This window comes from Niveibacterium terrae, from assembly GCF_048213115.1.
Taxonomy (GTDB): Bacteria; Pseudomonadota; Gammaproteobacteria; order Burkholderiales; family Rhodocyclaceae; genus Niveibacterium; species Niveibacterium terrae.
Window position 1 is genome coordinate 3,376,837 of sequence record NZ_CP172404.1, and the last position, 25,769, is coordinate 3,402,605.

Below are 25,769 nucleotides of genomic sequence, written 5' to 3' on the forward strand. Positions count from 1 at the left end.
CCCGGAGCGCGGCAAGTCTTTATATAAACAAATGTTGCGATCAAAACTTCGATGAATTTGACGCTTTTCGCGTTTGAGGCAGGTCAGTCAATATGGCGCCAGCCGGTGCTAGCTTCAATTACCCCCAGAGAAAATGATTCCCATGCGCAAGAACCTCCCCGTCACCGACCTCGAAACTCCCTTCCCCACCCAACGCATCCTGGTCTCGAAGACCGATCTGAAGGGCCGGATCACTTACGCGAACGACTCCTTCGTGCTGCTCTCCGGATTCACGCGCGAGGAGCTGATCGGCCAGCCTCACAACGTGATCCGTCACCCCGACATGCCGGCCGAGGCGTTCTCCGACATGTGGCGCACGCTCAAGGGCGGCTACCCGTGGCGCGGCCTCGTCAAGAACCGGCGCAAGGACGGCGGCTTCTACTGGGTCGATGCCTTCGTCGTACCGATCCGCAAGGGAGGGGAATGCACGGGCTATATGTCGGTGCGCACCGAAGCTTCGCGTTCCGCGATCGCTGCCGCGGCGGAGCTCTACCGCGCGGTCAGCGCTGGCGGCGCGAAACTCCCGGCCACCGGAGGGCGCGGTCTGAGCCTGCAGACCCGCTTCGGTCTGCTCTTCGCGGGCCTGGCCGGTCTGCAGCTGCTGGGCTTCACCGCCCACCTGCTCGGCACCCATCCCGCACTCAGCGGCTTCGCCTTCCTCGCCGGCCTCGCGGGCTGTGTCTGGGGCGCACTCGCCTTCCACGGCCGCGTCGTCTCTCCTCTGAAGCGCGTCATCACCTGCTTCGGCCGGATCGCCGAAGGCGATCTCGCGAGTACGATGGACATCCAGGGCCGGGACGAGATTGGCCAGGTGCTGACCGAACTCGCGTCAATGCAGATCCAGCTGCGCGTCGTCATCGACGAGATCCGCCTCGCCGAAGCCGAAGTCTCGCGTCAGGGGCGTGAAGTCGCGACGCAGATGCAGCAGATCGCAAACCAGGCGCAGATCCAGCAGGATCACGTCTTCGGTGTCACTTCGGCGATGGAAGAGGTCAGCACTTCGATCGGCGAAGTGGCTCACAACGCCGAAGAGGCCAGCCAGTCGGCCAATGCCACGCACGCGGTGCTCGACGAGAGCAGCGCCCAGCTCGCCCGGACCACGGCTTCGACGAGCAAGCTCGTCGAGACGGTCGGCGCCACCGGCAATGCGATGGACGCGCTGGGCGCCTGCGTTCAGCAGATCGGCTCGATCACCGACACGATCCGCGGCATCGCCGATCAGACCGCTCTGCTCGCGCTCAACGCGGCGATCGAGTCGGCCCGCGCCGGCGAGCAGGGGCGCGGTTTCGCGGTCGTCGCCGACGAGGTCAGAAAGCTCGCTGAGCGCACCGCGAGCAGCACGGTCGAGATCGCCAAACAGATCGGGCTGATCCACGAGACGACGACTCAGGCGAGCGCGTCGATGAACAAAGCCAACCAGGAAGTCCAGACCAACCGCGAGATGCTGGAGAACACGAACCAGCACTTCACCGCAGTGATCCGCGGCACCGACGCGATCACCGCGACCGCGCAGCAGATCGCGCTGGCCACCCACGAGCAGTCCACGGCGAGCTTCGATGTCGCGCACAACATGGAGAGGATCTCGCAGCAGATCGACGAGAACCGGCGCAGCGTGGACAGCGCTCTGGCCGCCTCGCACAAGCTCTTCGAGACGGCTCAGGAGCTGCACGCGATCGTCGAGCACTTCAACGCCGGGCGCTGAGCGCCCGGGCAAAAAAACCGGGCGGCGCAGCCGCCCGGCCTTCAGTCCGCTTCGGGAAGCGCGCCGACCGCGAGGCGCCCGCGGTTGCGCGATACCCAGTAGCCGACCGAGAGCAGCGCGAACCAGACCGGCGTCACATAGAGCGCGATGCGCGTCGAAGCGTCACAGGCGAGGAAGCCGAGCACCAGGACCAGGAAGGCCAGCACGAAGAAGTTCGCGTACGGTGCACCCGGCATCCGGTAGGCGACCGCGCTGGCCCGCCCGTGCGCGACCGCGCGCCGGTACTTCAGGTGAGACCAGACGATGACGCCCCAGGTCCACACCGTACCGACCGTCGCGACGCTGGTCACATAGGTGAAGACTTCCTCGGGGACCAGGTAGTTCAGCGCGACGCCGACCAGCATGCAGGCGGCCGACAGCGAGATGCCCGCGGCTGGGATGTGCCGCGCGTTGATCCGCCCGAGTGCGACCGGAGCCTGCCGGGAGTGGGCCAGCGCATAGAGCATGCGCCCGGTGCTGAAGATGCCGCTGTTGCAGGACGAAGCCGCCGCGGTAATGACGACGAAGTTGATGATGTCCGGCGCCGCCGGAATGCCCATCTTCTCGAAGACCTGAACAAAGGGACTCATGCCCGGGCTCAGCTCGTTCCACGGCACCAGCGCCATGATCACGGCCAGCGCGCCGATGTAGAAGATCAGAACCCGATAGGTCACGTTGTTGGTGGCCTGCGGCAGCACGGTCTGGGGGTTCTCCGCCTCGCCGGCGGTCACGCCGATCAGCTCGACGCCCGTATAGGCGAAGCAGGCGATCTGCAGCGTCAGCACAACCCCCAACATGCCGACCGGAGCGAAGCCTCCGTGCGACCAGAGATTCGAGAAACTGGCCGTCCTACCCAGATCGCCCAGTCCGAAAACGATCACCGCGATGCCGATCACGAGCATCGCGACGATCGTGATGACCTTGACCAGCGCGAACCAGAACTCCATCTCGCCGAAGAGCTTCACCGCGATCATGTTCGCGCCGTAGAGCAGCAGCAAGGTCACCAGCGCGGGTAGCCACTGCGGAATATCCGGAAACCAGTAATGGAAATAGACGCCGACCGCGGTCAGCTCGGCCATACAGGTGACGATCCACGTGAACCAGTAGGTCCAGCCGGTCACAAACCCGGCCCAGGGATTAATGTATTCCTCGGCATAGGTCGCGAAGGAACCGGCGACGGGCTTGTGGATCAGCAGCTCGCCCAGCGCGCGCATGATGAAGAAGACCGCCAGACCGGCAACCGCATAGCTGACGAGCAGAGCGGGACCGGCCTTGCTGATGGCCTTGGCCGAGCCGAGGAAAAGCCCGACGCCAATCGCACCGCCAATCGCGATCAACTGGATGTGCCGGTCTTTCAGGCCACGCTTGAGCTCTTTGCCGGCCTGCGGCCGAGCCTCTTCGGAAATGCTGTTCGGGTGATCCAAGTTCATGTCCTCGGGTAAACGGAAAAGTGCCGAAAGCCGGACAGGCAACGGCACCGGATGGCAGGCAGCGCGCTACAGCGAACCGCGACCGAAGGTGTTGCAGCTCTGCGGATCGGCCTTGTCCCTGGAGAAGGGCTTGCCGTACTCGAGGCCGCGGCGGAACCAGCGCACCCGCTGTTCGGACGAACCGTGCGTGAAACTGTCCGGAACAACCCGGCCCTGAGCCTGGCGCTGCAAGGTGTCATCGCCGATCGCGGTCGCCGCATTGATCGCCGATTCGACATCGCCCTCTTCGAGCTTCAGCGTGCCGGCTGCGACGGCCTGGTTCGCCCAGACTCCGGCGAAGCAGTCGGCCTGGAGTTCAAGCCGGACCGACAGCGCGTTGCGTTCGACCTTGCCCGCGGCTTGCTGGGCCTGATGGACCTTGCCCGAGATTCCGGCCAGGTTCTGCACATGGTGACCGATCTCGTGCGCGATCACATAGGCCTGCGCGAACTCGCCGGGCGCTGCGAAGCGCCGGGCGAGTTCATCGTAGAAACCCAGATCGATATAGACCTTGCGATCGCCGGGGCAGTAAAAAGGCCCCATCGCCGCTTCGCCGGTGCCGCAGGCGGTCGACGTCGCGCCACGGAACAGCACCAGCCGGGGCTTCTCGTAAGTGCGGCCGGCAGCGGTGAAGACCCGGTCCCAGGTCCGTTCGGTATCGCGCAGAACCTGACCGACCAGGTGGCGGGACTTCGCCTCTTCAGGCGACTCGCGGACCGGGCCCGAAGACTGCTGGGCGACGGGCCTCGTCTGCGAGGCGAAGTTCAGGACCATGCGCGGGTCGATCCCGAAGTACCAGGCAAGGAGCGCGAGCGCGACGGCGCCCAGGCCCAGGCCGCCTCCGCTGACGATGCCGCGCCGGTCCTCGATGTTGTCGCTTTCCTGGTCGTCGTCAAAACGCATCCGAACCTCCGGGCAAAATCAGCCGAGCACGAGCACCGCTTCGGCTTCGACCAGCGCGCCGCGCGGCAAGGCCGAGATGCCGACCGCGGCGCGGGCCGGGTAAGGCGCCGCGAAATAGCGGGTCATCACTTCGTTGACCTTCGCGAAATTGGCCAGATCGGTCAGATAGAGGTTGATCTTGACGGCATCGGCGAGCGAGCCACCGGCCGCTTCGGCGACGGCCTTCAGGTTTTCAAAGACGCGGACGGTCTGCGCTTCGAAGCCTTCGACCAGTTCGCCCGAAGCCGGGTCGAGGCCGATCTGACCGGACAGATAGACGGTATTGCCGGCCTGGACGGCCTGGGAATAGGTGCCGATCGCCGCAGGCGCCGCCGCGGTCGAGATGATCTTCTTGCTCATGGATCAATCCTCTTCAGGGGGGAAAGAGGGGGATTGTAAATCCGTCTTTCCCCCTGCCGCGGCCTTGAATGCTTCAGCTGGCGTGCAAGGTGATGTCGCAGCCGACCTGGGACAGCGTCTTCTGCAGCGCCAGGCGGCGATCCAGGTTGATGACCAGAGGCGCGGTCAGCACCGCGCGAACCGGCGCATCCGGCGTCTCTCCCTCGCGGCGCAACAGAACCATCACGCTCGCTTCATCGGAACTCGTCAGCCCGATCAACGCCAGCTCCTCATCGGAGAGCGTGAACTCGTAGTGCAGGCCGAAGCGGTCGGGACTCGCGATCGGGAAACTGACCGCCGGATCCTCGACGCTCTGCAGGTAGTAGAGCACCGGAGCGTCCGTTTCCGGGTAGATCGTCGCGAAAGTGTGGCAATCCTCGAAGCCGGGCAAACCCTTCGGGAAATTGATCAGTTTGGCTTCGTCGAAATCGATCTCGCCAAAACGCAGGCTTTCAATTTTCATTTCATCTCCTCCTGCGGCCCAAGCCGCGTCCTGTCAGTCTATGGCATCGAGAGCGGCTTCGCTCAGGGCTTCACCAGAACGAGCTGGCTGCGATCGAGGCCCAGCGCCTTGAGCTTCGCGAGCGCAGCCGCCGCTTCGGAACGCGTCCGGAAAGGCCCGACATGGACCCGGGTCTCGGCCTGGGACGGAATGCCGGCCAGGGTCAGCCTGGCACGGAGCTCTTCGGCATTGCGCGCGTTCGCAAACACGCCGACCTGAAGCGCAAACGCCTTGCCTTCAGGCGGCAGCTCGCCAGCGGGGATCAGTACTTCCTGCTGCAGGCGAAGCCGGCTGGCATCGGTCTGAGCTGTTTTCGGTGCGGGCCTGGGCGCGGGGGCCGGCGTTGCGACCGGAAGCTGGGGCGCGGATCGGGGAGAGAGCGCCGCGGGCGGCAGCGCTCTCGTCACAACAGGAGCGGATTTCGCGGCGACCGGCGCCGCCTTCGCCGCCGGCTGAGCCTGAACCAGAGGTGGCGCGGGAAGCACCGGTGAGGCCTTCGGCGCGGGCGCCGAGGCCGCGGGAAGCGGGCGGATGGGGTGGATGGCCTCATCCTTCTGCTCGATGCGGGTCGCGGGCTCGCTCGCCTCGACGACCGTCTCCTCGGGCGCGCTCTGCGCAACTTCGCTGATCTTCTCGACGACTGGCGCCGACTGGATCGCCGAGCGGACTTCGCTGGGACTGGGCAACTTGGGGCGGGCCGACTCGGCGACGGCCGCCTCCTGATTGCTGCGCTCCCAGAACACCAGAGCGCTGAGCATCGTCACGATCACCACCGCAGCGACTCCGGCGCGCAGCGCGAGCTGACGCTTCTCCTGCTTCGCCGTCTCCTCCCAGTCAGCCTTCTCAGCCATCTTCATTCCTTTGTGACGCCGCGGCTCAGCGCGGCAACGAGTTCGGCTTCGGACACCGAGATACCGCAGCGTTCGGCGATCGCATCGCTGGTAAGTCCCCTCTGCGCGAGGCCCACGGCCTCGCCGTACTGCGGCGACACATTGCGCGCATTGCGCAGCATGTCGATCTGCTCGCGCAGCTCGGCGATCTCGGCCTGGTTCTGCTCGGCAAGCGCCGCAATCTCGGCACGCAGCGCGGTAATCGTCGCCTCCTGGGCCTCGACCTGAAAGCGCAGACGGGCCTGACCGACCATGGACTCGAAGCCGTCAAGACCGGCGACAGGTTCGACTCGTCCAGGCTCGGCGGACTCTTTGGCCGGCGCGGACGGCGCGCTCTGCTGCTCGGGCTGCTCGACCTGCTCCGGCTCGGACTGCCCGGCCTTGGCCTGGGGCGAAGGTCGGCGCGCCAGACGGACGAGCCTCACCAGCGCCCAGGCGACATAGACGCCCAGCAAAGCCACGATAGCCAGAATTGCTTCATAGACCCCCAAAATCACTCCTCATCCATCCCGCGCCGACTCTTCCGGCTCAACGCATGGATCATACTGGCGACGTTTTGACGCGACAACGCTTGACTATGCTTCCCGCCACCTTCATTGCCAAGAAATTTGTCAGCATCCTGCTGCTTCCGCCCCTGGCCCCGCTGCTGATCGGCGCGATCGGCCTGCTGCTGATCCGCCGTTTCCGGCGCACGGGACTGCTGCTGGCCTGGCTTGGCCTCGCCTGCACGCTGCTGCTGAGCCTGCCGGCGAGCGTCGCCTGGCTGGCCGGTCCGCTCGAAGACTATCCGGTCATCAGCGCCGAGGATCTCGGCCGTGCCCAGGCCATCGTGATCCTGGCTGGCGGCCGACGCAGCAATGCTCCGGAATTCGGCGGCGAAACGGTCAGCGCATTGACCCTGGAGCGCATCCGCTATGGAGCACGCCTGGCCCGCCGGACCAGGTTGCCCGTGCTGATCACCGGAGGCGCGCCCGCGGAAGGCATCCCCGAAGCCGAGCTGATGCGCCGCGCGCTGATCGAGGACTTCGGCATCACCCCGCGCTGGGTCGAAACCCGTTCGCTGGACACCCGGGAAAACGCGCTCTATTCGACCACGATGCTGCGCCAGGCCGGCGTCACACGGATCGCGCTGGTCACCCATGGCCTGCACATGCGCCGCTCGATCCGCGAGTTCGAAGCGACCGGCCTGACCGTCTATCCGGCGCCGATGGGCCGGGCGACCGGCAAAGAGCACAGCAACCGCGACGAAGTGCTCTCCTCGCTGCCCTCGATGTCCAGCGCCTACTCGGGCTGGTACGCGCTGCACGAATGGCTGGGCCTGCTCCAGCAGAAGCTGGCCGGACGCGGCTGAGGCGCTCGCGGCGACGACCCGCTGCGGCTTTTTCCGCACCCGCCGAGCATCCCCGATATCGGCGAATGCGGCTGACGTGCTAGATATCAGGCAGGCTTTCCTGGACTGCGGCCGTGCGCATACTCGCATCAATCCTGCTCGGTATCTGCTCTCTCGGTCCGGCCCGGGCGGAGGTCGCCTGCAGCAGGCTCGTCTTCGCCACCAACCCGAACTACCCCCCGTTCAGCTGGGTCGAGGACAAAACCCGGTATCAGGGGGCCAGCATCGCGCTGCTGCAGAAGATCACTCTCCCCGGAGTCACGATGGAGCCGGTGATCTACCCGTGGAACCGGGCCCAGGCGATGGCCAGGGCAGGACAGATCGATCTGCTGCTGAGCCTGCGCATCACGCCGGAACGCGAACAATACCTAGCCTTCACCCGCTCCCCCGCCTTTCCGAACCCCATCGTCGTCTTCGCCCGCGAAGGGGGGCCGCTCAGGACGGCGGACTGGAAGTTGCTTGAGAAGTATCGGGGAGGCGTGAGCCTGGGGGACTCCTTCGGTGGCGGTTTCGACGCCTACCTGAAGGAGCACCTTCACGTCGAGGTCGCCGACACAATGACCGAGAACTTCAAAAAGCTCAGCCTGGGGCGGGTCGACTACTTCGTCAGCGGCGAATATCTGGGGCGCGCCTATCTGCGCAGCACCCGCAGACAGGGCGAAGGCCGCATCCTTGCCCTGTCTCCGCCGGTGAGCCGGGAGTTCATCCACTTCGCGATGAGCCGGAAATCGCGCTGCCTGCACCTGCTGCCGCTGATCGACGAGAAGCTCAAGGAACTGGTGCGGCAAGGCATCCCCGCCCGGCTGCTGGAAGAGGCGCTGGACTCCATGCCGGAGGCCAGCGAAACGGAGCCAGGGAAACCGGCAACACGGCCGACGCGCTGAAACAGCCGTTCAGCTGAGCAGGAAGTCCGCGATCCGGGACCGAAAAGCCTCCCTGCCCTTCTCGTCGAGCCCGACCGAGAAGCGATGACCTCCGGGCAGCCAGACCAGTTCGGCCTCCCGTGCTTCGGCGGCGAGCCGCTCGGGGATCGCGCGCGGGATCACCTGATCCTGCTCAGTCGCCAGGATCAGGGTCCGCCCCGCGAAGGCCGCGACGCGCTCAAAGGCATCGCTGGCAGCCCAACTGGCCGGCTTGCGGATCTCAGCCGAGAAAGCCGGACCGAAAGGCAGGTCGAATGCGGAAGGCGCATAGACTCCGGGCACGACCAGCACGAGACGGGTGATTCCGGGCAGATGCTCGAGCGCGCGCAGCGCGACATAGGCGCCCATGCTCGCGCCGAGCAATGCGCGCGGCGCTCTGGGCAGCTCGGCCACGACCGCAAGGGTCTGGGCGAGCCGACTCGCAAGACAGGAGCCAGAAAGATCCCCGCCCGTCTCACCGTGGCCGATGAAATCGAAGGCCGCACAGGCAAGACCACGACCGCTCAACGCCACGAGCAACTCACGCCAGTGCGCCTTGCAGGAAGTTCCGGCCCCATGCAGCAAGAGCAGAGACCCCGCCTCTGCTCCATGCCATTCAGTCGCCAGCGCGCGATCGGCGAAAGGCACGGCAAAGACCTTGCTCATCGTCAGTCCTCGTGAAAAACGCTCGATCATAGCGACACATCCCCGTCTTCTGTATTACGCTGCGCAGACTTTTCCGCCCGGGACAAAACATGAAGACAGCATTCCCTGCCTTAGCCGTTCTGTTGCTCGCCGCCTGCACGACCGCGATGAAACCCGACAACCCGGACGGGAAGACGACCCTGGTCGGCACCGGGACCGAGATCGTCGGCGCTGCCGCTTCGCCGCTGAACGACCTGAACATCGTCCACACCCGGATCCCCGAGATCCTGCACACCGCAAAGAACGCCCCCTATGCACGGCCCGCCGAGCGCAGCTGTCCTGCCCTCTCCCGCGAGATCCAGGAACTCGACGACGTGCTGGGCACCGATCTCGACTCGAAAGACCCCGGGGCCGACCACGGCCTGCTCGAATTCGGCACCCGCAGCGCGAGCCATGCCGCGGTCGGCGCGGTCCGCAGCGCCAGCGAGGGGCTTCTCCCCTACCGAGGCTGGGTCAGGAAACTCTCGGGCGCCGAGCGCCACTCGAAGCAGGTCGCCGCCGCGGTCGCGGCCGGAGCGATCCGCCGCGCCTATCTGAAAGGCCTCGGAGAAGCGATGGGCTGCGAGGCCCCCGCAGCGCCTCTGGCCAAAAAGAGCGACGACTCCGCCCCGAAATCCTGAACCGCATCCCTGAAGCCACGCCATGAACTTTCGCTCCCTGCTGATCGCGCTGCTTGCGCTCGCCCTTTCCGCCTGCACCCTGTGGCCCTCACGCGACACGCACAGCCATTCGGGCAGCGTCGTCGACTATCTGTATCCGAACGCGAAAACCGCTCCCCAGCTCGAACCCGGCATCACGACGCTGCGCCCTCCGGTCAATGTCGGAATCGCCTTCGTTCCGGGCTCGAACTGGAACGACACGCTGACCGAGGCCCAGCAGACCCGGACTCTGGAGCGGGTCAAGGCTGCGTTCACCGGCCTTCCCTACGTCGGCCGGATCGAGATCATCCCGCCCCAGTACCTGCGCAGCCGCGGCGGCTTCACCAACCTCGACCAGGCCGCACGGATGTTCAACGTCGAGATCGTCACGCTGGTGTCCTACGACCAGATCCAGTTCAAGGATCAGGGCGTGCTGTCGATGCTCTACTGGACCCTGGTTGGCGCCTATGTGATCCATGGCGACAAGTACGATGTGCAGACGATGGTCGATGCCGCGGTCTTCGACGTCGCGAGCCGCAAGCTGCTCTTCCGCGCGCCCGGCACCAGCCAGATCAAGGGCAGCTCGACGCTGGTCAATTTCAGCGAAGCTTCACGCAACGCGCGCGGCGCGGGTTTCGATCAGGCCTTCGACGACCTGATTCCGAGGCTCAAGGGCGAGCTGGACCGCTTCCGCGACCGCCTGAAGACCGACAAGACGGTCAGGGTCCAGAACAAGGCGGGCTATAGCGGCGGCGGCAGCCTGGGCACTCTGGGTCTGCTGCTGATCGGAGCGCTCTGGGGCCTCAAGCGCCGCGCCCTCGCCCGGCGGTGAAGCCTGACGCCCTTCCCCGGCTCAGCCTCGCCGCCGCGCTCGCCTGCATCGCCGCGCTGGCGCTGCCAGATAGCGCGAACGCGCAGCTTGCGCTGATCCGCGCCGCGCTCGCGGACGGCGAAGCCTGGCGGCTGTGGAGCGCGCATTTCGTGCACTTCTCGACGCAGCAGGCGCTGACCGATGGCGCGGCGCTGCTGATCGCCGGCGCCATCGTCGAGCCGACGCTGGGCACACGCAGGCTGGGACTTCTGCTGCTCGCAGGAGCGCCGCTGATCGGCCTCGGCACTCTGGCCCTCGCCCCGGATCTTTCCGAATACCGCGGCGCCTCCGGCCTTGCGGTGATGCTGGGCGCCGCCGCCTGCGTCCTGCTGTGGCGGGAGCTCCCGCGCCAGCGCTTCTTCGTCGCGTTCGTCGCGCTGCTCTTCATCGCGAAGCTCGCGCTGGATGCGGCAGGGAAGGGGCTGGACCTCTCCGGCCTGCCACCCGGCGTGATCGTCGCCTGGCAGGCCCACCTGATCGGCGCGGCGCTTGGCCTCGCCGGAGCCTGGATCCCGATCCGGAGAAGCTGAGCGGTCGGCCCGGCATCCCCTGTCGGCAACCTTTACAGCGCTTAAGGAAAAGAGCTGCGATCATCTTCCCGCATGCCACCAGGGTTCGCCACGACATTTCCTCAAACCACTGATTATTCAGGGAAAGACCATCAACATTGCGGAGCGCGCGCGAAGTCGGCCGGAACGGTGATCCTGATGGCACCATTCATGCTGCGTCTCGGGCTCCATCAATCCTTTCCTGAAAGAGGAAAACATGAAGCCCTCGCTCAAGCATCTGGCCCTTCCCGCCCTGCTGCTGGGTCTTTCCGCTGCGGTAAGCGCAGCGCCGGTATTCATCAGCGGCGTCAGCGCAGCGGGAGGCTGGCTCGACGTCAACAAGGCGAATCCACGCAACGGCGACGTCAATCTTTGCTGGGCCGCATCCTCATCGAATCTGCTGGCCTTCACGGGCTGGAACGGAGGTTTCTCCTCCAACACCGAGATCTTCGCGGACTACAAGAACCACTGGAGCGATTTTGGAGGACGGACCGAATACGGCATCGAGTGGTGGTTCGACGGCACGAACAAGGCGCAGGGGTGGCCCAACTGGTCCCAAGTGCTCACGCCCGGCGGCAACTTTTACAGCAAAACCCTCTACACCCAGAACACCGAAGCTGACCGCATCGCGAACGAGAGCGTTCTGTTCGACTATGTGAGCGGCAATACGAAGCTGGGCCACGTCGGCGTCGAGATGAGCCTCGGCTGGATCGTCGGCGGCAAGAGGGACGGCGGTCACTCGGTGACGCTGTGGGGCGTAGACATCATCGAGAACCTGGTCTACATCACAGACTCAGACGACTATGCGACGGCGCTCAAGTCCTACCACTACGACGAGAGCACGTTCTACCTGACCGACTATGCGGGCGGCAACGGGCACCTGGAAGAGCTGTTCGGGCTCAGGATCCCCGAGCCTTCCTCGTTCGCGCTGCTCGGACTGGGCTTCGTCGGGCTGGGCTGGGCGCGTCGGCGCTCTTGATGAGCTCCCCGCAACGCGGGGAGCTCTGAGACGAAACCCGGGCGGCGCCCGGGTTTCTGCCGCGCTTATTCGAGGCCCTGGCTTTCCAGGTACTCGTCGTAAGTGCCGCGGTAGTCGACGATCGTGCCGTCCATCTTGATCTCGATGATCCGGGTCGCCAGCGAGGACACGAACTCGCGGTCGTGCGAGACGAAGAACAGCGTGCCTTCAAAGCTATCCAGGCCCGCGTTCAGCGATTCGATCGACTCCATGTCCATGTGGTTGGTCGGCTCGTCCATCAGCAGCACGTTCTTGCGCTGCAGCATCAGCCGGCCGAACAGCATCCGGCCCTGCTCGCCGCCCGAGATCACCTTGACCGACTTCTTGACGTCATCGCCCTGGAAAAGCAGACGGCCCAGCGTGCCGCGGATCAGCGTCTGCGCATCGTCGCCGTCATAGCCGCCTTCGCGGACATAGCCGGAGATCCAGTCGGTCAGGTTTTCGTCCTCGGCGAAGTCGCGGGCGTGATCCTGCGCGTAATAGCCGACCTTGGCTTTCTCGGCCCACTTGATCGTGCCGTACTGGGGCGCCAGCTCGCCGACCAGCAGCTTGAGCAGCGTGGTCTTGCCGACGCCGTTCTCGCCGATGATCGCGATCTTGTCGCCGGCATCGGCCGTAAAGGTAAAATTCTTGATGATGGTCCGCTCCGGCTCGTAGCCGAAAGTCAGATTCTCGAGTTCGACGGCCTGGCGGTGCAGCTTGTCCTTCTCGTCGTAATCGAAGCGGATCCACGGGTACTGGCGGCTCGAAGGCTTGAAGTCCTCGATCTTGATCTTCTCGATCAGCTTGGCGCGGCTGGTGGCCTGGCGGGCCTTGGACTTGTTGGCCGAGAAGCGGCGCACGAAGTCCTGAAGCTCAGCGACGCGTTCCTTGGCCTTCGCATTCGCGGCACTGGCCCGCTCGCGCGCCTGGGTCGAGGCTTCCATGTAGTCGTCCCAGTTGCCCGGATAGGTCTGGATGCGGCCGTAGTCGAGGTCGGCCATGTGGGTGCAGACCTGGTTCAGGAAGTGGCGGTCGTGGGAGATGATGATCATCGTGCTGTTGCGGTTGTTCAGCACCCCTTCGAGCCAACGGATCGTGTTGATATCGAGGTTGTTGGTCGGTTCGTCGAGCAGCAGGATGTCCGGATTCGCGAACAGCGCCTGGCACAGCAGCACGCGCAGCTTCCAGCCCGGAGCGACTTCGCGCATCGGCCCATTGTGCTGTTCGGTCGGAATGCCGACTCCGAGCAGCAGCTCGCCGGCGCGCGCTTCGGCCGTGTAGCCGTCGTACTCGGCGAAATGCGCTTCGAGCTCGGCCGCGTGCATGTAGTCATCTTCGCTCGCTTCCGGGTTCGCGTAGATCGCGTCCTTCTCCTGCATGCAGGCCCACATCTGCTCGTGGCCCATCATCACGACGTCGAGCACGCGGACATCCTCGTACGCGAACTGATCCTGGCGCAGGAAAGCCATCCGTTCGCCGGTATCGAGGCTCACGTTGCCGGCCGAAGGCTCAAGCTCCCCATCGAGGATCTTCATGAAAGTGGACTTGCCGGCGCCATTGGCGCCGATCAGACCGTAGCGGTTGCCGTCGCCGAACTTGACCGAGACGTTCTCGAACAAGGGCTTGGCGCCGAACTGCATGGTGATGTTGTTTGCGACGAGCACGGGGAGAGTTCCTGTTACCTGCCGCCAGGGTCAGGATGACGCTGCGGCAAAACCGGGTATTTTACCCTGAGAAAAAGTCAAACGGCTTCAATGACTTGACGCATTTTTACCGCATCCGTCCGAACAGGGGCAGAGCGCAACACAATTCCCTCTTTTCCCCCCCGGAGTTCGCGATGATTGAGTCCAGCAGCCTGCCCACGCGCTATCAAACCGCTTTCACGAACGGCGGACAGAGCGCGCTCGCCGACACCAGCGCGGACAAGGGTGGCAGAGGTGAAGGCTTCCGCCCCCACGAACTGCTCGAAGCGGCACTCGCCTGCTGCATGAACATGAGCTTGAGGATGGCCGCCGAAAAGCACGCGATTCCGCTCGGCAAGGTCGAAGTAATCGTCACTCTTGATCGCAGCGACGGGCAAGGCCCGGTCTTCGGCTATCGGGTGATCTTCGGCGAAGGGCCCACCGCCGCCCAGCGCAAGGCACTGCTCGCCGCGCTGGCGAGCTGCCCGGTACGCAAGACCCTGTCCCAACCACTTCGCTTCGCCCAGCAGCAGTGATCCCCGCGGCGAAGGCCAATCCTGTCGTGCTAGCCTTCGGGGAAAGACAACCCACTTGGGGCGGAGCACGCTCCCTAGCTAGCCGACGACGATGCCGAGCAAAGAAACCAACGCCTCCCGCAACTTCGGCATCGACGTGCTGCGCGGACTGGCCATCCTCTTCGTGGTCATCCACCACCTCGCGCTGAAGTTCCGCCTGCCTCTGGGGCCGAGCGGCTTCGGCGAACTGTTCGGCCGCCGCATCGTCGCTGCGGTGAGCTTCAACGGCTACGAGTCGGTGTTCGTCTTCTTCGTGATCTCCGGCTTTCTGATCGCCGGCCGCGCACTCGACGAGCACGGGACGCTGGCGAAAATCGACTGGCGCCGCTTCTATGCGCGCCGCGCCGCACGGATCCTGCCTCTGCTGCTGGGCCTGCTCGCGGTGCTGGCCGCGCTCCATGCGCTGCGCGTGCCCCAGTACATCGTCGAAGAGCACGGCCAGAGCCTGGGCGGAGCGCTCCTCTCGGCCCTGGGCCTGCATCTGAACTGGTATGAGGGGCGGACCGGCTGGCTGCCTCCCAACTGGGATGTGCTGTGGTCGCTGTCGATCGAGGAGCTCTTCTATCTCGCCTTTCCGATTGCCTGCCTCGGCTTTCCGCGCAAGGCGCTGGTGGCCGGACTCCTGCTGCTCGCGCTCTCCTTGCCCTGGACGCGCGCGGCGCTGACGGGCAACGAGATCTGGCAGGAGAAAGCGACTCTTCCGGGCATGTCGGCGATCGCAATCGGCGTGCTCAGCGCGATGCTCGCCCGCGCCAGAGCCCCTTCAAGGCGACAGGCCGGCGTGCTGCTGATCGCGGCCGAGTTGATGCTGATCGCTCTCTTCATCGACGGGGATCTGCTCTGGCCCTGGCTGGGCGAATCAATGCTGCTGGTGCAGAGCGCCACGGTCGGCCTCGCGCTGATCGCGCTGCACCACCTGGCCCCGGTGCCGCAGCACGGTCTGCGCTGGCTCGCGAGCATGGGACGCTTGAGCTACGAGATCTATCTGAGCCACATGTTCATCGTGCTGCCCGTTGTCGCGGCCTATCGCTGGGCGCTCCCCGACAATCTGTACTGGACCTTTCTGGTCTATCCGCCGACGCTCTGGCTCTGCTTTGCTCTGGGGAGCGGAATCGAGCGCAAGCTGGGTCGCCCGGCAGCACTCTGGCTCAGATGGCGCGGCCAACTCGCAGCGGATCGCACCTGAAAAATCCGGGTGGAAGGTTTGCCCCGGACTCACCACGCCTCCAGATCGGCCTCCTCGACCCGTCCGCGCATCGCGGCCCTCGCCTCGCGCGCAAGCCTGGCCGCAGCGGACCAGTCCGAGCCATCGGCCTTGAGCACCGCCGCGACGCCGAAGCGGATTTCGCCCGGGCGCGGCAGCCAGCTGCCGTCGCGCATCGCCTCGCGGCTGCCGTTCAGCGTACAGACGACCAGAGGCACATCCGCCCCGGCGGCGGCGAGAAAAGCCCCCGAGTGGAAACGGCGCAGGCCGGCAGCCCGCGTGAAGGTGCCTTCGGGAAAGACGACGAGCCGGGCGCCCGCCCTGAGCGCCGCGACAACCGAATCGATGTCGGCCGCGCCCTGGCGGGCAGCGAAACGTTCGACGAACAGCGCACCGAGTCCCCGGAGCAGAGGCCCGGCTAGCCGCTGCGTGGCCAGCTCGGCCTTGGCGACAAACGCATAGTCGGGCGGCAGCAGCGCCGAGAGCAGTAGCCCGTCGAGATAGCTCGCGTGATTGCAGATCAGCACCTGCGCGCTGTCCGGCAAGCGTTCAAGCGCTTGAACCTCGGGCCGGAGCCCGGCCAGGCTCAGCCACAACCGGCAGGCACGGTGGGCGAGCCGCCTCCCCTTTTCCGGCGAGCGCAGCAGCACGACGAGAAGGCCCGTCGAATAGAACAGAACGCCGAACGCGCCCAAGGCCCAAAGCCCCCGCCCGCGCCGCGTGATCCGACGCGCGGCGACGGTCACGCTCGCCGCGCCGGCGCGGATCGCGAACAGCGTCCGCTGCAGCCACGGCGGCAGCGCTCTGCTCTGCAAGGCCCCCGCAAGGAAGAGATCGCGCGTCGCGGCCCGGCGCAGCTTGCCGCTCGAGGTTTTCAATATCGCGTGAGGCGGCACCAACACGATCTCGTCAGCCGCCTCGCCCAACGCATCGACGACACGCTGCGCGATCGCCCGCCGCAGCTGCTCGCGGGCCGGCGCCGCATCGAACGCGGTCTCGGCGAGCAGGACCAGCCTCTCGGCCCCATCCTTCCCCGGGCACGCAAACGCGACGACGGCGCCCCGCCTCACCCCGGGGATTTCGCCGACCGCCTGCTCCAGATCGTAGGGATAGAAATTGCGCCCGGCCCGGATGATCATGTCCTTGACCCGCCCGGCGAGGTAGAGCTCACCCTCGGCGAGATAGGCCATGTCGCCGCTGTCCAGCCAGCCATTGTGGAATAGCCTGGCGTTGGCCTCCGGATTGCGGAAATAGCCCGAGCAGGCCGAAGGGCCGCGAAACTCGAGACGCCCGACCCGCCTGTCCGGCAGCTCGTCGCCGAGTTCATCGACGATCCGGATCTCGTGCTCCGGCAAGGGCGAGCCGCAAGCCACGATCTCCAGCGCGGGAAGGCCGGCGCTCGCGGCAATCGCCAGGCCTTCCCGGTTGAAGCGCCCGGCGTCTATCCGGTCGACCTTGGGCCCGCGACCCGGCGCGGGAAAGGCCAGGCCGACCGAATCCTCGGCAAGGCCATAGACCGGAGTCAGCGCCTCACGGCGAAAACCCGCGGGCGCGAAGCGGGCGGCAAAAGCCTCGAGCACGGCGGAGCTGACCGGCTCGGCCCCGTTGAGCGCGAGGCGCCATGAGGACAGATCCAGTCCCGCCCGCTCGGCATCGGAGACCTTGCGCGCGCACAGCGCATAGGCGAAGTTCGGTGCCGCCGAGATCGTCCCGCGGTGGCGCGAGATCGCGGCGGGCCAGCGCACCGGATGCGCGAGGAAGGAGAGCGGCGACATCAGCACCAGCGGGAAGCCGAAATAGAGGGCGCCGAACCAGGCGCCGATCAGCCCCATGTCGTGATAGAGCGGCAGCCAGGACACGAAGCAGTCCTCGGCGCTGACGCGGCAGACCGCTCCCATCGCCCTCAGGTTCGCGAGCAGCTTCGCGTGCGTCAGCATCACGCCCTTCGGATCCGCCGTGCTGCCCGACGTGTACTGCAGCAGCGCGAGATCGTCGGAGGCGGCGGTCCAGAAACAGGGTTTTCCGGCGAGCTCGTCCGCACTGACGACCCGCTCGAGGCAGGGCGCCGCGGCCCGCAAGCGCAGCGCGACCGCGCCGGCCTCGGGAGTCGTGACCAGCACGCGCGCGCCGGCATTGGCGAGGATCTTCGCGTGCCGCCGCACATGCTCGTCGACCTGGGCCAGCCGCGCCGGCGGATAGATCGGGACCGGCACACCACCGGCGAGCAACACGCCGAAAAAGCAGGCCAGATAGTCGCGTCCGGTCGGCAGCATCAGCGCGACGGTCTCGCCGGGCTTGAGGCCGGCCTCACGCAAACCGCCCGCGCGCAGCGCGGCGTCTTCGAGCAGTTCGCCAAAGCTGAGCGTCTGCTCGGCGCCTTTCTCGGAGACCAGCACGACATGGGTGCGCCCGCTCTCGCGGGCGGCACGCCATTCGAGCACCTCGATCAGCGAGCGCGCCGCGTCGGGCGTCTGCTGCGAGCGAGCACCCGACAGCGAAGCGAGCAGCCGCGGATCCGCTTCCGCGCTCACTTCCAGAGCACAGCGCAACAGCTCGCGCAGGCTGTCCGCCTCGCCGTAGGCGCGCTCAGGAAAATCGAGCGCCAGCGCTTCGCCGAGCCGCCCGATCAGCTCGACCCGGGCCAGGCTGTCCAGCTCCAGATCGCGTCCGAAGTGGCTGTCCAGATCGATCGTCGGCACCCGATCCGGACGGATCTCACCGAGCATCCGCGCCGTCGTCTCGATCGCCAGAGCGGCAAGCCTGGCGGCGTCCCCGGGTGCTGCAGCCATGATCCCTCCCGCCCTTGATCAGCGCTTACAGCATAGTTCGCGGCGAGCGCCGCCCGGCCCGAAGCGCGCGCCGCTCTTCAGTCGCAGACAAACGACTTGTCACAATGAAGCCACCCGGCACGATTCGCCCAAGGGCCACTCTGGGCTAAGATGCCGAGTTGTTCGCGGACAACCGCCCAGGCCATCCGCCACGCCACCCTTCACCCCGGTTCGCCCCTCGCACGGCGGACCGACGGGAAAAACTGGAGCAGCTCGTGACTTTCTCTCCTTCTCGCCTCGCCCCCTTTGCTGTCGTCCTCTCGCTTCTGGCCTGCGGCCAGGACAGCGGACCGCCCATGCCCACCGGCCTGACGGTCATCCCGGGCGATGGCTCGGCCACCCTCAGCTGGGACGAGAACACCGCTTACAACTACACGATCTTCAGCGCCCAGGCGACCGAGATCACGCGCTCGAACTACGAATCCTTCCCGAATGCCAAGGTCACCTGGCCCGTCACCAGCCCCTATGTGCTGACCGGCCTGACCAACGAAAAACCCTACGCCTTCCTGATCAACGCCCGTGACGGCTCGGGCCCGGCCGGGGATTCGACTGCTTCAGTGACGACGACTCCGCACATGCGCGGCAGCAACTGGGCGAACGGCGTCACGATCAACGCAGCCAGCGACTTCCGCGGCATCACCTACGGCCAGGGACGCTACGTCGCGGTCGGCAGCAATGGCGCGCTCTACAGCTGCACCTATAACGGCCTCGCGACGGCCAGCAGCACTGGCTGCCCGAACGGCGCGGCCTGGACGGCCGAGACTCTGCCGACGGCGACGAGCAGCTCTCCCGCCTCGACCAACGACCTGAACTCGGTCGCCTACAACTCCTACACGGGGCAGTTTGTCGCGGTCGGTGCGGCGGGCACGATCCTCAGAGGTATCTATTCTTCGACGACCAAGACGATCACCTGGACCAGCGCCTACTACAGCTCGTCGTCGTCGACTCTGCCGACGCTCTACAGCGTTGCAGCAGTCGGCACCGGCTTCGTCGCGGTCGGCGCGAGCGGCACCGTAATCACCGGCGCCACGACGAGCAGCTCTTCGACCTACGACACGCTGAGCTGGACCGTGCAGACCTCGCCGACCACGAAGGATCTGTACTCGGTCGCCTATCTGAACTCGACCTATATCGTGCTGGGCGCCGGCGGCACGCTGCTGACCGCGGGCAGCATCGGTTCCTGGTCAACCCAGACCACCGGAGTCACGACCGATCTCTACGGCATCGCCTATGGCACGACCGGCACCGCCGCCACCGCCACCTATCTAGTCGTCGGCAGCAGCGGCACGCTGCTGCGCAGCACCGGCTTGACCAGCTGGACACCGGTCACCGGACTCAAGACCGGCAGCGCCGATCTGCGCAGCATCGCGTTCGGTTCGCAGTTCGTCATCGCCGGAGCGGGTCAGAACATCATGAGCTGCGATGCGGCCAATTCGACGAATGGCACCGCCAACTGCGATCCCTCGGCGGGCGCCAACTGGACCCTGGCCTATTCCGGCGGCACCGCGACGCTGAACAAGGTGCTCTACGGCGGCGGAACCTATGTTGCGGTCGGCTCCACCGGCAGCAACATGATCGCGATCGACAAGTGAGCTCCGGGCGGGCGCCAGTGCGCCCGCTCCCGGTAGAATGCGGGAATCCCTTTCCCGCATTCTCCGCCATGGACTTCAGTTCAAAACTGGCCGCCGCCTGGCAGGCCAACGATTCTCTGCTCTGCGTCGGCCTCGACCCCGATCGCGCGAAGTTTCCCGCCCATCTGAAGGATCGCCCCGACGCGGTCTTTGAATTCTGCCGCGCGATCGTCGATGCGACCGCCGACCTCGCCTGCGCCTTCAAGCCCCAGATTGCCTACTTCGCCGCGCTGCGCGCCGAAGACCAGCTCGAAGCGCTGATCACACACATCCATGCCCGTCATCCCCGGGTTCCGGTGATCCTCGACGCGAAACGCGGCGACATCGGCGCGACGGCAACCCAGTACGCCCGCGAAGCCTTCGAGCGCTATCAGGCCGACGCGTTGACCGTCAATCCCTACATGGGGTTCGACTCGGTCGAGCCCTACCTCGAATGGAAGGACAAGGGGCTGATCGTGCTCTGCCGGACCTCGAACCCGGGCGGCTCCGATCTACAGAACCTCGATATCGGCGGCGGCCGCAAGCTCTACCAGCACGTCGCCGAACTGGTCGCGACGAAGTGGAACCCGCACGGCCAGGCCGCGCTGGTGACCGGCGCGACTTTCCCGCAGGAACTCGCCGAAGTACGCGCGATCGTCGGCGATCTTCCGCTTCTTGTCCCCGGAATCGGCGCCCAGGGCGGAGACGTCGAAGCGACGGTCAAGGCGGGCCGGACACCCTCGGGCATGGGCCTGATGATCTCGTCGTCGCGCGCGATCCTCTACGCAGGCAAGGGCGAGGACTTCGCGGACGCCGCGCGCCGCGTCGCCGAGCAGACCCGGGACCAAGTGAACAGCTTCCGGAACTGATTCAGGCCTTCAACGGCAGTTCGAGGCGGGCTTCGAAGCCGCCCTCGGCGCGGTTTTCGAGCAGAAGTCGCCCGCCGTGCCGCTGCGCGACACGGAGCGCGATCGCCAGGCCCAGGCCCGCTCCGGGCTTGCCGCCGCGCGCCGAGCCGAGGCGCGCAAAGGGCTGGGTGATGCCGGCGAGCGCCTCTTCGGGTATCCCCGGGCCGTGGTCGCGAACGGCGAGCACGATCGCATCTTCGCGCGCTTCGGTGTGCAGCACGATCTGGCCCGCGCCGTGGCGGCGCGCATTCGCGAGTAGATTGATCACGAGCCGGCGCATCGCGCCCGGCCGCAGCGCGAGGCCAGGCAGCTCGCCCAGATCGAGCAGCACAGGCTCCTCGTCCGGCATCGCCATCGCCTCAACGACGGAGCAGGCCAGCGCGTTCAGGTCGCTCAGCTCAAGCGCTTCGCTGTCGCCGATCCGCGCGAAATCGATGAACTGATCGAGGATGCGATCGGCCGATTCGATGCTGCGCACCGCGCTGCCGACAAGCTGTTCATCCCCGCCCGCGAGCATCTCGACAACCAGCCTGAGCCGGGTCAGCGGCGTGCGCAGATCGTGGGAAATCCCGGCCAGCATCAGCGCCCGGTCGCGCTCGGTCCGGGCCAGATCGTCGGCCATCCGGTTGAAGCTCGCCGAGACCGTCGCGATCTCGGTCGGCCCGTCCTCGGGCAGGCGGGACACGGGCTCGCCGCGCGCGACGGCGCCCGCCGCATCGGCCAGCGACTGCAGGGGCCGGTTGATGCGGCGCTGGATCAGCCAGGCGCCAGCCAAGGCCAGCACCCCGGAGAAGGCCCAGGACAGCAGCATCGGCACCGAGAAACGGCGCACCAGCGCATCGCCGCGCATGCCCAGCCAGTAGTGCTCATGGCCGACTCTCATCTCCATCCAGACCTGGCGTCGCGCGCCCTCCTGCCAGCGCAACCTCTTCGCCCCGCCCATCTGTTCGAGCACCGGCCCGAGCAGCCAGCGCGTCATTCGGCCAGGCGGCGTATCGGAGGCCGCAGGAGGTTCGCGCGTCAGCAGCGAGAACTCCGGCGAACGGTTCAGCTGATCGAGGTACTGGGCTCTGGCTTCGGGCGGCATCAGGCGCAGCGCCTCGGCGATCGCTTCGCGGTGGATCTGCGCATAACGCGCGAACTGGGCGGCCCTTGGGCGCACGGCGACGAACTGGTAGAGCAGCGCGAAGGCGATCTGCGCGGCGAGCAGCAGCGCGACGATCAGCAGCAGGTTTCGCCCGAACAGCGAACGCGGCAGCAGCTTCACGAAGTCTCTCCCGGCACGAACACATAGCCGACCCCGCGCACGGTGCGGATGAAGGCGGGAGAGGCCGGATCCTCCTCGATCAGCCGGCGCAGGCGCAGAACCTGCACGTCGATCGCCCGTTCGGTCAGCGCGTGCCCGCGTCCGCGGAGCAATTCGAGCAGGCGCTCGCGCCCCAGCGGGATGTTCGGAAAGCTGGCAAGGGCCTGGAGCAGCGCGAACTCGCCCGAGCTCAGCGCAATACGCTCGCCGCGGCGCGAGAGGCAGCGCAAGGCGGGACTGAGCTCGTAATCGCCGAAGCGGCAGGGCGCATCGCTGGGCAGGGTCGGCAGAACCCCATTCATCGCCCGGCGGCGCAGCAGCGCGTGGAGACGGGCGAGCAGCTCGCGCGGCTCGAAGGGCTTGGCGAGGTAATCGTCGGCCCCCATCTCGAGGCCCAGGATGCGGTCGAGCGGATCGCCTTTCGCGGTCAGCATCAGGATCAATGCCCGCTCGCCACGCGCGCGCAGCCTCCGGCAGACCGAGAGACCGTCCTCGCCGGGGAGCATCAGGTCGAGCACAAGGATGTCGACGGCCTCGCGTCCCAGCGCGCGGTCGAGCCCAGCCGCATCGGCCAGGCTGCGAACCAGAAAGCCGTTCCCGCCCAGATAGCGCTGCAGGAGCAGCCGCAGATCCTCGTCGTCATCGACGATCAGTATTTTCGCGCTCGGCTCCATCGCCGCTCATCCTCGTCCCTCGGTGGACGAATCCTAGCATCGCGCCGGAAGCGCTCCGCGCCCTTCTCGATTACGCACGGTTACAGGCATCAGAGCATGAAACGAATCGAGAAGAATCCCCCTCGCCATGACACTTGGCTCGACGCCCTTTTCCCTATAGTGAGGGCTCGCGAACCGGCACCGCCGGCGCAGCTCTGAATCCCAGGAGACCTCGATGAAAGCCACTTCCGCCCTGTTCTGTCTGCTTGCCCCCCTCGCCGCCGGGACCGCGTTCGCGGCCGAGGCGCCGGACTGCACCGCCCCCTGTGCCGACCGAATGCACGCCCACGCACATTTCGCCGAGCGCTTCAATCAGGCCGACACCAACCACGACGGCAAGCTGAGTCTCGCCGAAGCCCAGGCCGGCATGCCGCGTCTGGCGAAGATGTTCGAGCAGATCGACGTCAAGAAACAGGGTTATCTGACCCAGGACGACATCAAGGCCTTCATGGCCAGCCACCGTCCGCAGGCAAGACATGGAGACCGCGGCGCACGCTTCGATGAGCGCTTCAAGCAGGCCGACACCGACCACGACGGCAAGCTGACTCTGGCCGAAGCCCAGGCCGGCATGCCGCGCCTGGCGAAGATCTTCGCGCAGATCGACGCCAAGAAGCAGGGTTATCTGACCCAGGACGACATCAAGGCTTTCATGGCCAGCCACCACCGCGGCCCGCGCGGTGCGGATCAATCGCAGCCGAGGTGAGCACGCTGAACGAAAGAGGGGACGCCTCGGCGTCCCCTATTTTCAACCGAGCGAGCGCTCAGTCCCCTATCGTCTTTTTCAGATAGGCCTCGATCTTCGTCCATTCATCGACCCGGTTGCTCTCCTTGTAGAAGCCGTGGCCTTCGCCCTGGACCATCATCAGTTCGACCGGTTTGCCCGCAGCGCGCAGCGCCGCGGCCATGTCGGTCGCGTGCTTGGGAATGACCCGCACATCTTTGCTCCCCTGGGTGATCAGCACAGGAACCTGGAAGTTCTTCGCTGCATTCACAGGAGAACGGGCTTGGAGCGCCTTCTCGTCCTTGTCGGGGTCGCCGATCATCTCGCGCGCACCGTAATTGAACCATTCCTCATCGTTCATTTCGCGCCAGTAATTTGAACGGAACATCAAAAGAATATCGCTGACGCCATACCGGCTAACCACTCCCCGGTAGAGTTCCGGTGTGTACGCACCACCGGCCAGAGCCGCATAGCCGCCATAGCTCGCACCGACGATCGCGACCCGCTGCGGATCAACAGTGCCTTGAGCGACCAGATACTTCACTCCATCGGAGAGATCGTCCTGCATCGCCCCACCCCACTGTCTGAAGCCCGAGGAGTAGTGCTTGCGGCCATACCCACCCGAACCGCGGAACTGGGGTTGGAGTACCGCATAACCGCGATTGGCGAGAAACTGCACCTCACCATCCCAACGCCAGTCATCGCGAACACCGAAAGGCCCCCCGTGCGGCATCACGATCAGGGGCAAATTCCTGGCTGGACGCCCTGCAGGAAGCGTCAGATAGGCGGGGATCTTCATCCCATCGCGTGCCAGATACTCTATCGGCCGCATCTCTGACATCTGCTCAGGATTTATCCAGCTCATTTCGGCAAACAGTTCTTCAATATTTCCGCTTTTATCCTCCCACAGATAGAAACGTCCGGGATCCCGGTCGGAGAAGGACCGAACGACCGCCCGGGAACCGGAAAAGCTGGCGATGGTGTTCACATGATCGGGAATTGCCTTGTCGAGCCCGCTCTGGAGTCTGGCTCTGCGGTCGTCGAACCAGACCGCTGAACCGCGCTCAGCCTCGTAGCGGGCACCAAGGATTTCATGCGTTTTCAAGTCGAAAGCAAGATTCTCCAACGATATTTCTTCGTTCTCGGGATCGATCTTCGGGAGATCGACACGAGGGTGCCCAGCAAGCATATCGCCCAACTTGCGGGCTCTGATATCAAAAGAGAATAGCGATCGGGTTCCGTGGCTACTGTTGGCGACCACATAGAGTTCGGTCTCGTCGGCGCTCAGCGCGACAGGCTTGAGCGTCTTCGACTCCTGGCCCGTTTCGCTGAGTACCTCCCAGGGAGACGAAGCACTGCTGCGGTAAATCAATTCAGCATGCAGAACCCCTTTGCGGCGCTCATAACGCACGGCGGCACGCACGATATTGTTCTTGTCGAGCACCCAACTGGAGACATCGCCAGGAATCCCCCCGCTGATCAGCGACATCCTGGCCGTGCGGGTGTTGAGCCGGTAAAGCTGGGGATGGTTCAAGTTCTCGGCGTTCGACTTGACGATGATCTCGTCACCTTCAGCGAAAAGCCGGAAGACGCTCTTGTATATGTAGTGGAAGTAAAAGTGTTGGTCACTGGTCTGCATCGCAAGAGTCGGACAGAGCTCCTTGAAATTCTCCCCGTTGCGATCGATCCCGAACAGCCCAAAACCGAGCTGATCCTCATAGGTCGATTTCTGGTCATTGATCCAGAACACCAGCCGATCGTCATTGACCCACTCAAATCCCACCACATCCCAATCCGGATAGCGAGCGGAATATTCGACCTTGCGGGTCGTCAGATCCATCACCGCCAGAGCCTTGCGCTCCGGAGCGGGAACCTGCATCGCCAGGTAACGCCCGGAAGGCGAGAGTTTGACCTGGGAGTAGGCCGGGAAACGCATGAAATCAGCAACAGGAAGCCGGGGAGGAACACCGGCAGCCTCAGCCAGAACCGAGTTCGACTGGGCACAGACCAACATCAACGCTACTGTGAAAAACCTTACCCACATTGTTCCGCCCCCCTGCAGCAAGAATAACCCCAGAGTCTAGGCGAAGAGGAGCAAACCCGAAACATGCAGATACAAATACCGCGACTCCTCACAAGGATATAACTCAGGAGGCTTGATCCCCGCCCCGGACGGCAAGAAATAG

At 65.6% G+C, this 25,769-nt stretch carries 24 protein-coding genes; 12 read left to right on the plus strand and 12 right to left on the minus strand.

Going from position 1 to position 25,769, the window contains the following annotated elements; genetic code table 11:
- The first annotated feature begins 142 nt into the window (after positions 1–142).
- Positions 143–1,741, plus strand: coding sequence for a methyl-accepting chemotaxis protein (locus ACHFB9_RS15650; RefSeq protein WP_417068365.1), 1,599 nt, complete (start codon positions 143–145; stop codon positions 1,739–1,741).
- A gap of 41 nt (positions 1,742–1,782) precedes the next feature.
- Here the strand turns inward: ACHFB9_RS15650 and ACHFB9_RS15655 are convergent, their stop codons facing one another.
- The 6 genes from ACHFB9_RS15655 to ACHFB9_RS15680 all read right to left on the minus strand — a co-directional run bounded on the left by ACHFB9_RS15655 (position 1,783) and on the right by ACHFB9_RS15680 (position 6,479).
- The gene (locus ACHFB9_RS15655; protein WP_417068367.1) at positions 1,783–3,204 is read right to left on the minus strand and encodes an amino acid permease; all 1,422 of its coding nucleotides are present in this window, start codon (positions 3,202–3,204) and stop codon (positions 1,783–1,785) included.
- 72 nt (positions 3,205–3,276) lie between these two features.
- The gene (locus tag ACHFB9_RS15660) at positions 3,277–4,152 is read right to left on the minus strand and encodes a neutral zinc metallopeptidase (protein WP_417068368.1); all 876 of its coding nucleotides are present in this window, start codon (positions 4,150–4,152) and stop codon (positions 3,277–3,279) included.
- An 18-nt stretch (positions 4,153–4,170) separates the two neighbouring features.
- Positions 4,171–4,551 (minus strand): RidA family protein, encoded by a 381-nt coding sequence (locus ACHFB9_RS15665; protein ID WP_417068369.1) that lies wholly within the window; start codon positions 4,549–4,551, stop codon positions 4,171–4,173.
- 73 nt (positions 4,552–4,624) lie between these two features.
- The gene (gene fliW, locus ACHFB9_RS15670; RefSeq protein WP_417068371.1) at positions 4,625–5,053 is read right to left on the minus strand and encodes a flagellar assembly protein FliW; all 429 of its coding nucleotides are present in this window, start codon (positions 5,051–5,053) and stop codon (positions 4,625–4,627) included.
- A 62-nt stretch (positions 5,054–5,115) separates the two neighbouring features.
- A complete protein-coding gene (locus ACHFB9_RS15675) occupies positions 5,116–5,943 on the minus strand; it encodes an SPOR domain-containing protein (protein ID WP_417068372.1) in 828 nt (275 codons plus the stop codon).
- 2 nt (positions 5,944–5,945) lie between these two features.
- Positions 5,946–6,479 carry a DUF2802 domain-containing protein gene (locus ACHFB9_RS15680; protein ID WP_417068373.1) on the minus strand — a complete coding sequence of 178 codons (534 nt, stop codon included), beginning with the start codon at positions 6,477–6,479 and terminating at the stop codon, positions 5,946–5,948.
- Between the two features lie 80 nt (positions 6,480–6,559).
- On the opposite strand from ACHFB9_RS15680, the gene ACHFB9_RS15685 reads away from it, so the two are divergent.
- A complete protein-coding gene (locus tag ACHFB9_RS15685; protein WP_417071413.1) occupies positions 6,560–7,333 on the plus strand; it encodes a YdcF family protein in 774 nt (257 codons plus the stop codon).
- A 113-nt stretch (positions 7,334–7,446) separates the two neighbouring features.
- Complete coding sequence (locus tag ACHFB9_RS15690) at positions 7,447–8,256, plus strand: substrate-binding periplasmic protein (protein WP_417068374.1); 810 nt, start codon at positions 7,447–7,449, stop codon at positions 8,254–8,256.
- 9 nt (positions 8,257–8,265) lie between these two features.
- Here the strand turns inward: ACHFB9_RS15690 and ACHFB9_RS15695 are convergent, their stop codons facing one another.
- Positions 8,266–8,940 (minus strand): alpha/beta fold hydrolase, encoded by a 675-nt coding sequence (locus ACHFB9_RS15695; RefSeq protein WP_417068376.1) that lies wholly within the window; start codon positions 8,938–8,940, stop codon positions 8,266–8,268.
- A gap of 89 nt (positions 8,941–9,029) precedes the next feature.
- Between ACHFB9_RS15695 and ACHFB9_RS15700 the strand changes: the two genes are divergently transcribed.
- The 4 genes from ACHFB9_RS15700 (at position 9,030) to ACHFB9_RS15715 (ending at position 12,015) form a co-directional block, all read left to right on the plus strand.
- Positions 9,030–9,599 carry a hypothetical protein gene (locus tag ACHFB9_RS15700; RefSeq protein ID WP_417068377.1) on the plus strand — a complete coding sequence of 190 codons (570 nt, stop codon included), beginning with the start codon at positions 9,030–9,032 and terminating at the stop codon, positions 9,597–9,599.
- 22 nt (positions 9,600–9,621) lie between these two features.
- Positions 9,622–10,449, plus strand: a complete 828-nt coding sequence (gene rhlP, locus ACHFB9_RS15705) for a rhombotarget lipoprotein (RefSeq protein WP_417068378.1) — start codon at positions 9,622–9,624, stop codon at positions 10,447–10,449.
- Positions 10,446–11,018, plus strand: a complete 573-nt coding sequence (gene rrtA / locus ACHFB9_RS15710; RefSeq protein WP_417068379.1) for a rhombosortase — start codon at positions 10,446–10,448, stop codon at positions 11,016–11,018. The genes rhlP and rrtA overlap by 4 nt, the downstream gene beginning before the upstream one ends.
- Positions 11,019–11,253: 235 nt before the next feature.
- On the plus strand, positions 11,254–12,015 hold the full coding sequence (locus tag ACHFB9_RS15715; RefSeq protein ID WP_417068381.1) for a PEP-CTERM sorting domain-containing protein: 762 nt from the start codon (positions 11,254–11,256) through the stop codon (positions 12,013–12,015).
- Between the two features lie 65 nt (positions 12,016–12,080).
- Here ACHFB9_RS15715 and ACHFB9_RS15720 read toward each other — a convergent pair whose 3' ends face one another.
- Positions 12,081–13,700, minus strand: a complete 1,620-nt coding sequence (locus ACHFB9_RS15720; RefSeq protein WP_417068383.1) for an ABC-F family ATPase — start codon at positions 13,698–13,700, stop codon at positions 12,081–12,083.
- A gap of 173 nt (positions 13,701–13,873) precedes the next feature.
- Between ACHFB9_RS15720 and ACHFB9_RS15725 the strand changes: the two genes are divergently transcribed.
- Positions 13,874–14,254, plus strand: a complete 381-nt coding sequence (locus ACHFB9_RS15725) for an OsmC family protein (protein WP_417068384.1) — start codon at positions 13,874–13,876, stop codon at positions 14,252–14,254.
- Positions 14,255–14,345: 91 nt separating this feature from the next.
- Entirely contained in the window at positions 14,346–15,479 is a 1,134-nt protein-coding gene (locus ACHFB9_RS15730) for an acyltransferase family protein (RefSeq protein WP_417068385.1), read from the plus strand.
- A gap of 29 nt (positions 15,480–15,508) precedes the next feature.
- Here ACHFB9_RS15730 and ACHFB9_RS15735 read toward each other — a convergent pair whose 3' ends face one another.
- Positions 15,509–18,286 carry an AMP-binding protein gene (locus ACHFB9_RS15735; protein ID WP_417068387.1) on the minus strand — a complete coding sequence of 926 codons (2,778 nt, stop codon included), beginning with the start codon at positions 18,284–18,286 and terminating at the stop codon, positions 15,509–15,511.
- A 254-nt stretch (positions 18,287–18,540) separates the two neighbouring features.
- Between ACHFB9_RS15735 and ACHFB9_RS15740 the strand changes: the two genes are divergently transcribed.
- A complete protein-coding gene (locus ACHFB9_RS15740; protein WP_417068389.1) occupies positions 18,541–19,917 on the plus strand; it encodes a hypothetical protein in 1,377 nt (458 codons plus the stop codon).
- A gap of 68 nt (positions 19,918–19,985) precedes the next feature.
- Positions 19,986–20,804 carry an orotidine-5'-phosphate decarboxylase gene (gene pyrF, locus ACHFB9_RS15745; protein WP_417068391.1) on the plus strand — a complete coding sequence of 273 codons (819 nt, stop codon included), beginning with the start codon at positions 19,986–19,988 and terminating at the stop codon, positions 20,802–20,804.
- 1 nt (position 20,805) lies between these two features.
- On the opposite strand, the gene ACHFB9_RS15750 is transcribed toward pyrF, so the two are convergent.
- Together ACHFB9_RS15750 and ACHFB9_RS15755 are read right to left on the minus strand one after the other, a co-directional pair.
- A complete protein-coding gene (locus ACHFB9_RS15750; protein WP_417068393.1) occupies positions 20,806–22,110 on the minus strand; it encodes an ATP-binding protein in 1,305 nt (434 codons plus the stop codon).
- Positions 22,107–22,823 (minus strand): response regulator, encoded by a 717-nt coding sequence (locus ACHFB9_RS15755; protein ID WP_417068394.1) that lies wholly within the window; start codon positions 22,821–22,823, stop codon positions 22,107–22,109. The genes ACHFB9_RS15750 and ACHFB9_RS15755 overlap by 4 nt, the downstream gene beginning before the upstream one ends.
- Before the next feature lie 214 nt (positions 22,824–23,037).
- Between ACHFB9_RS15755 and ACHFB9_RS15760 the strand changes: the two genes are divergently transcribed.
- A complete protein-coding gene (locus ACHFB9_RS15760) occupies positions 23,038–23,565 on the plus strand; it encodes an EF-hand domain-containing protein (protein WP_417068396.1) in 528 nt (175 codons plus the stop codon).
- Positions 23,566–23,623: 58 nt separating this feature from the next.
- On the opposite strand, the gene ACHFB9_RS15765 is transcribed toward ACHFB9_RS15760, so the two are convergent.
- Positions 23,624–25,597 carry an alpha/beta hydrolase family protein gene (locus ACHFB9_RS15765; RefSeq protein WP_417068398.1) on the minus strand — a complete coding sequence of 658 codons (1,974 nt, stop codon included), beginning with the start codon at positions 25,595–25,597 and terminating at the stop codon, positions 23,624–23,626.
- Positions 25,598–25,769 lie beyond the last annotated feature (172 nt).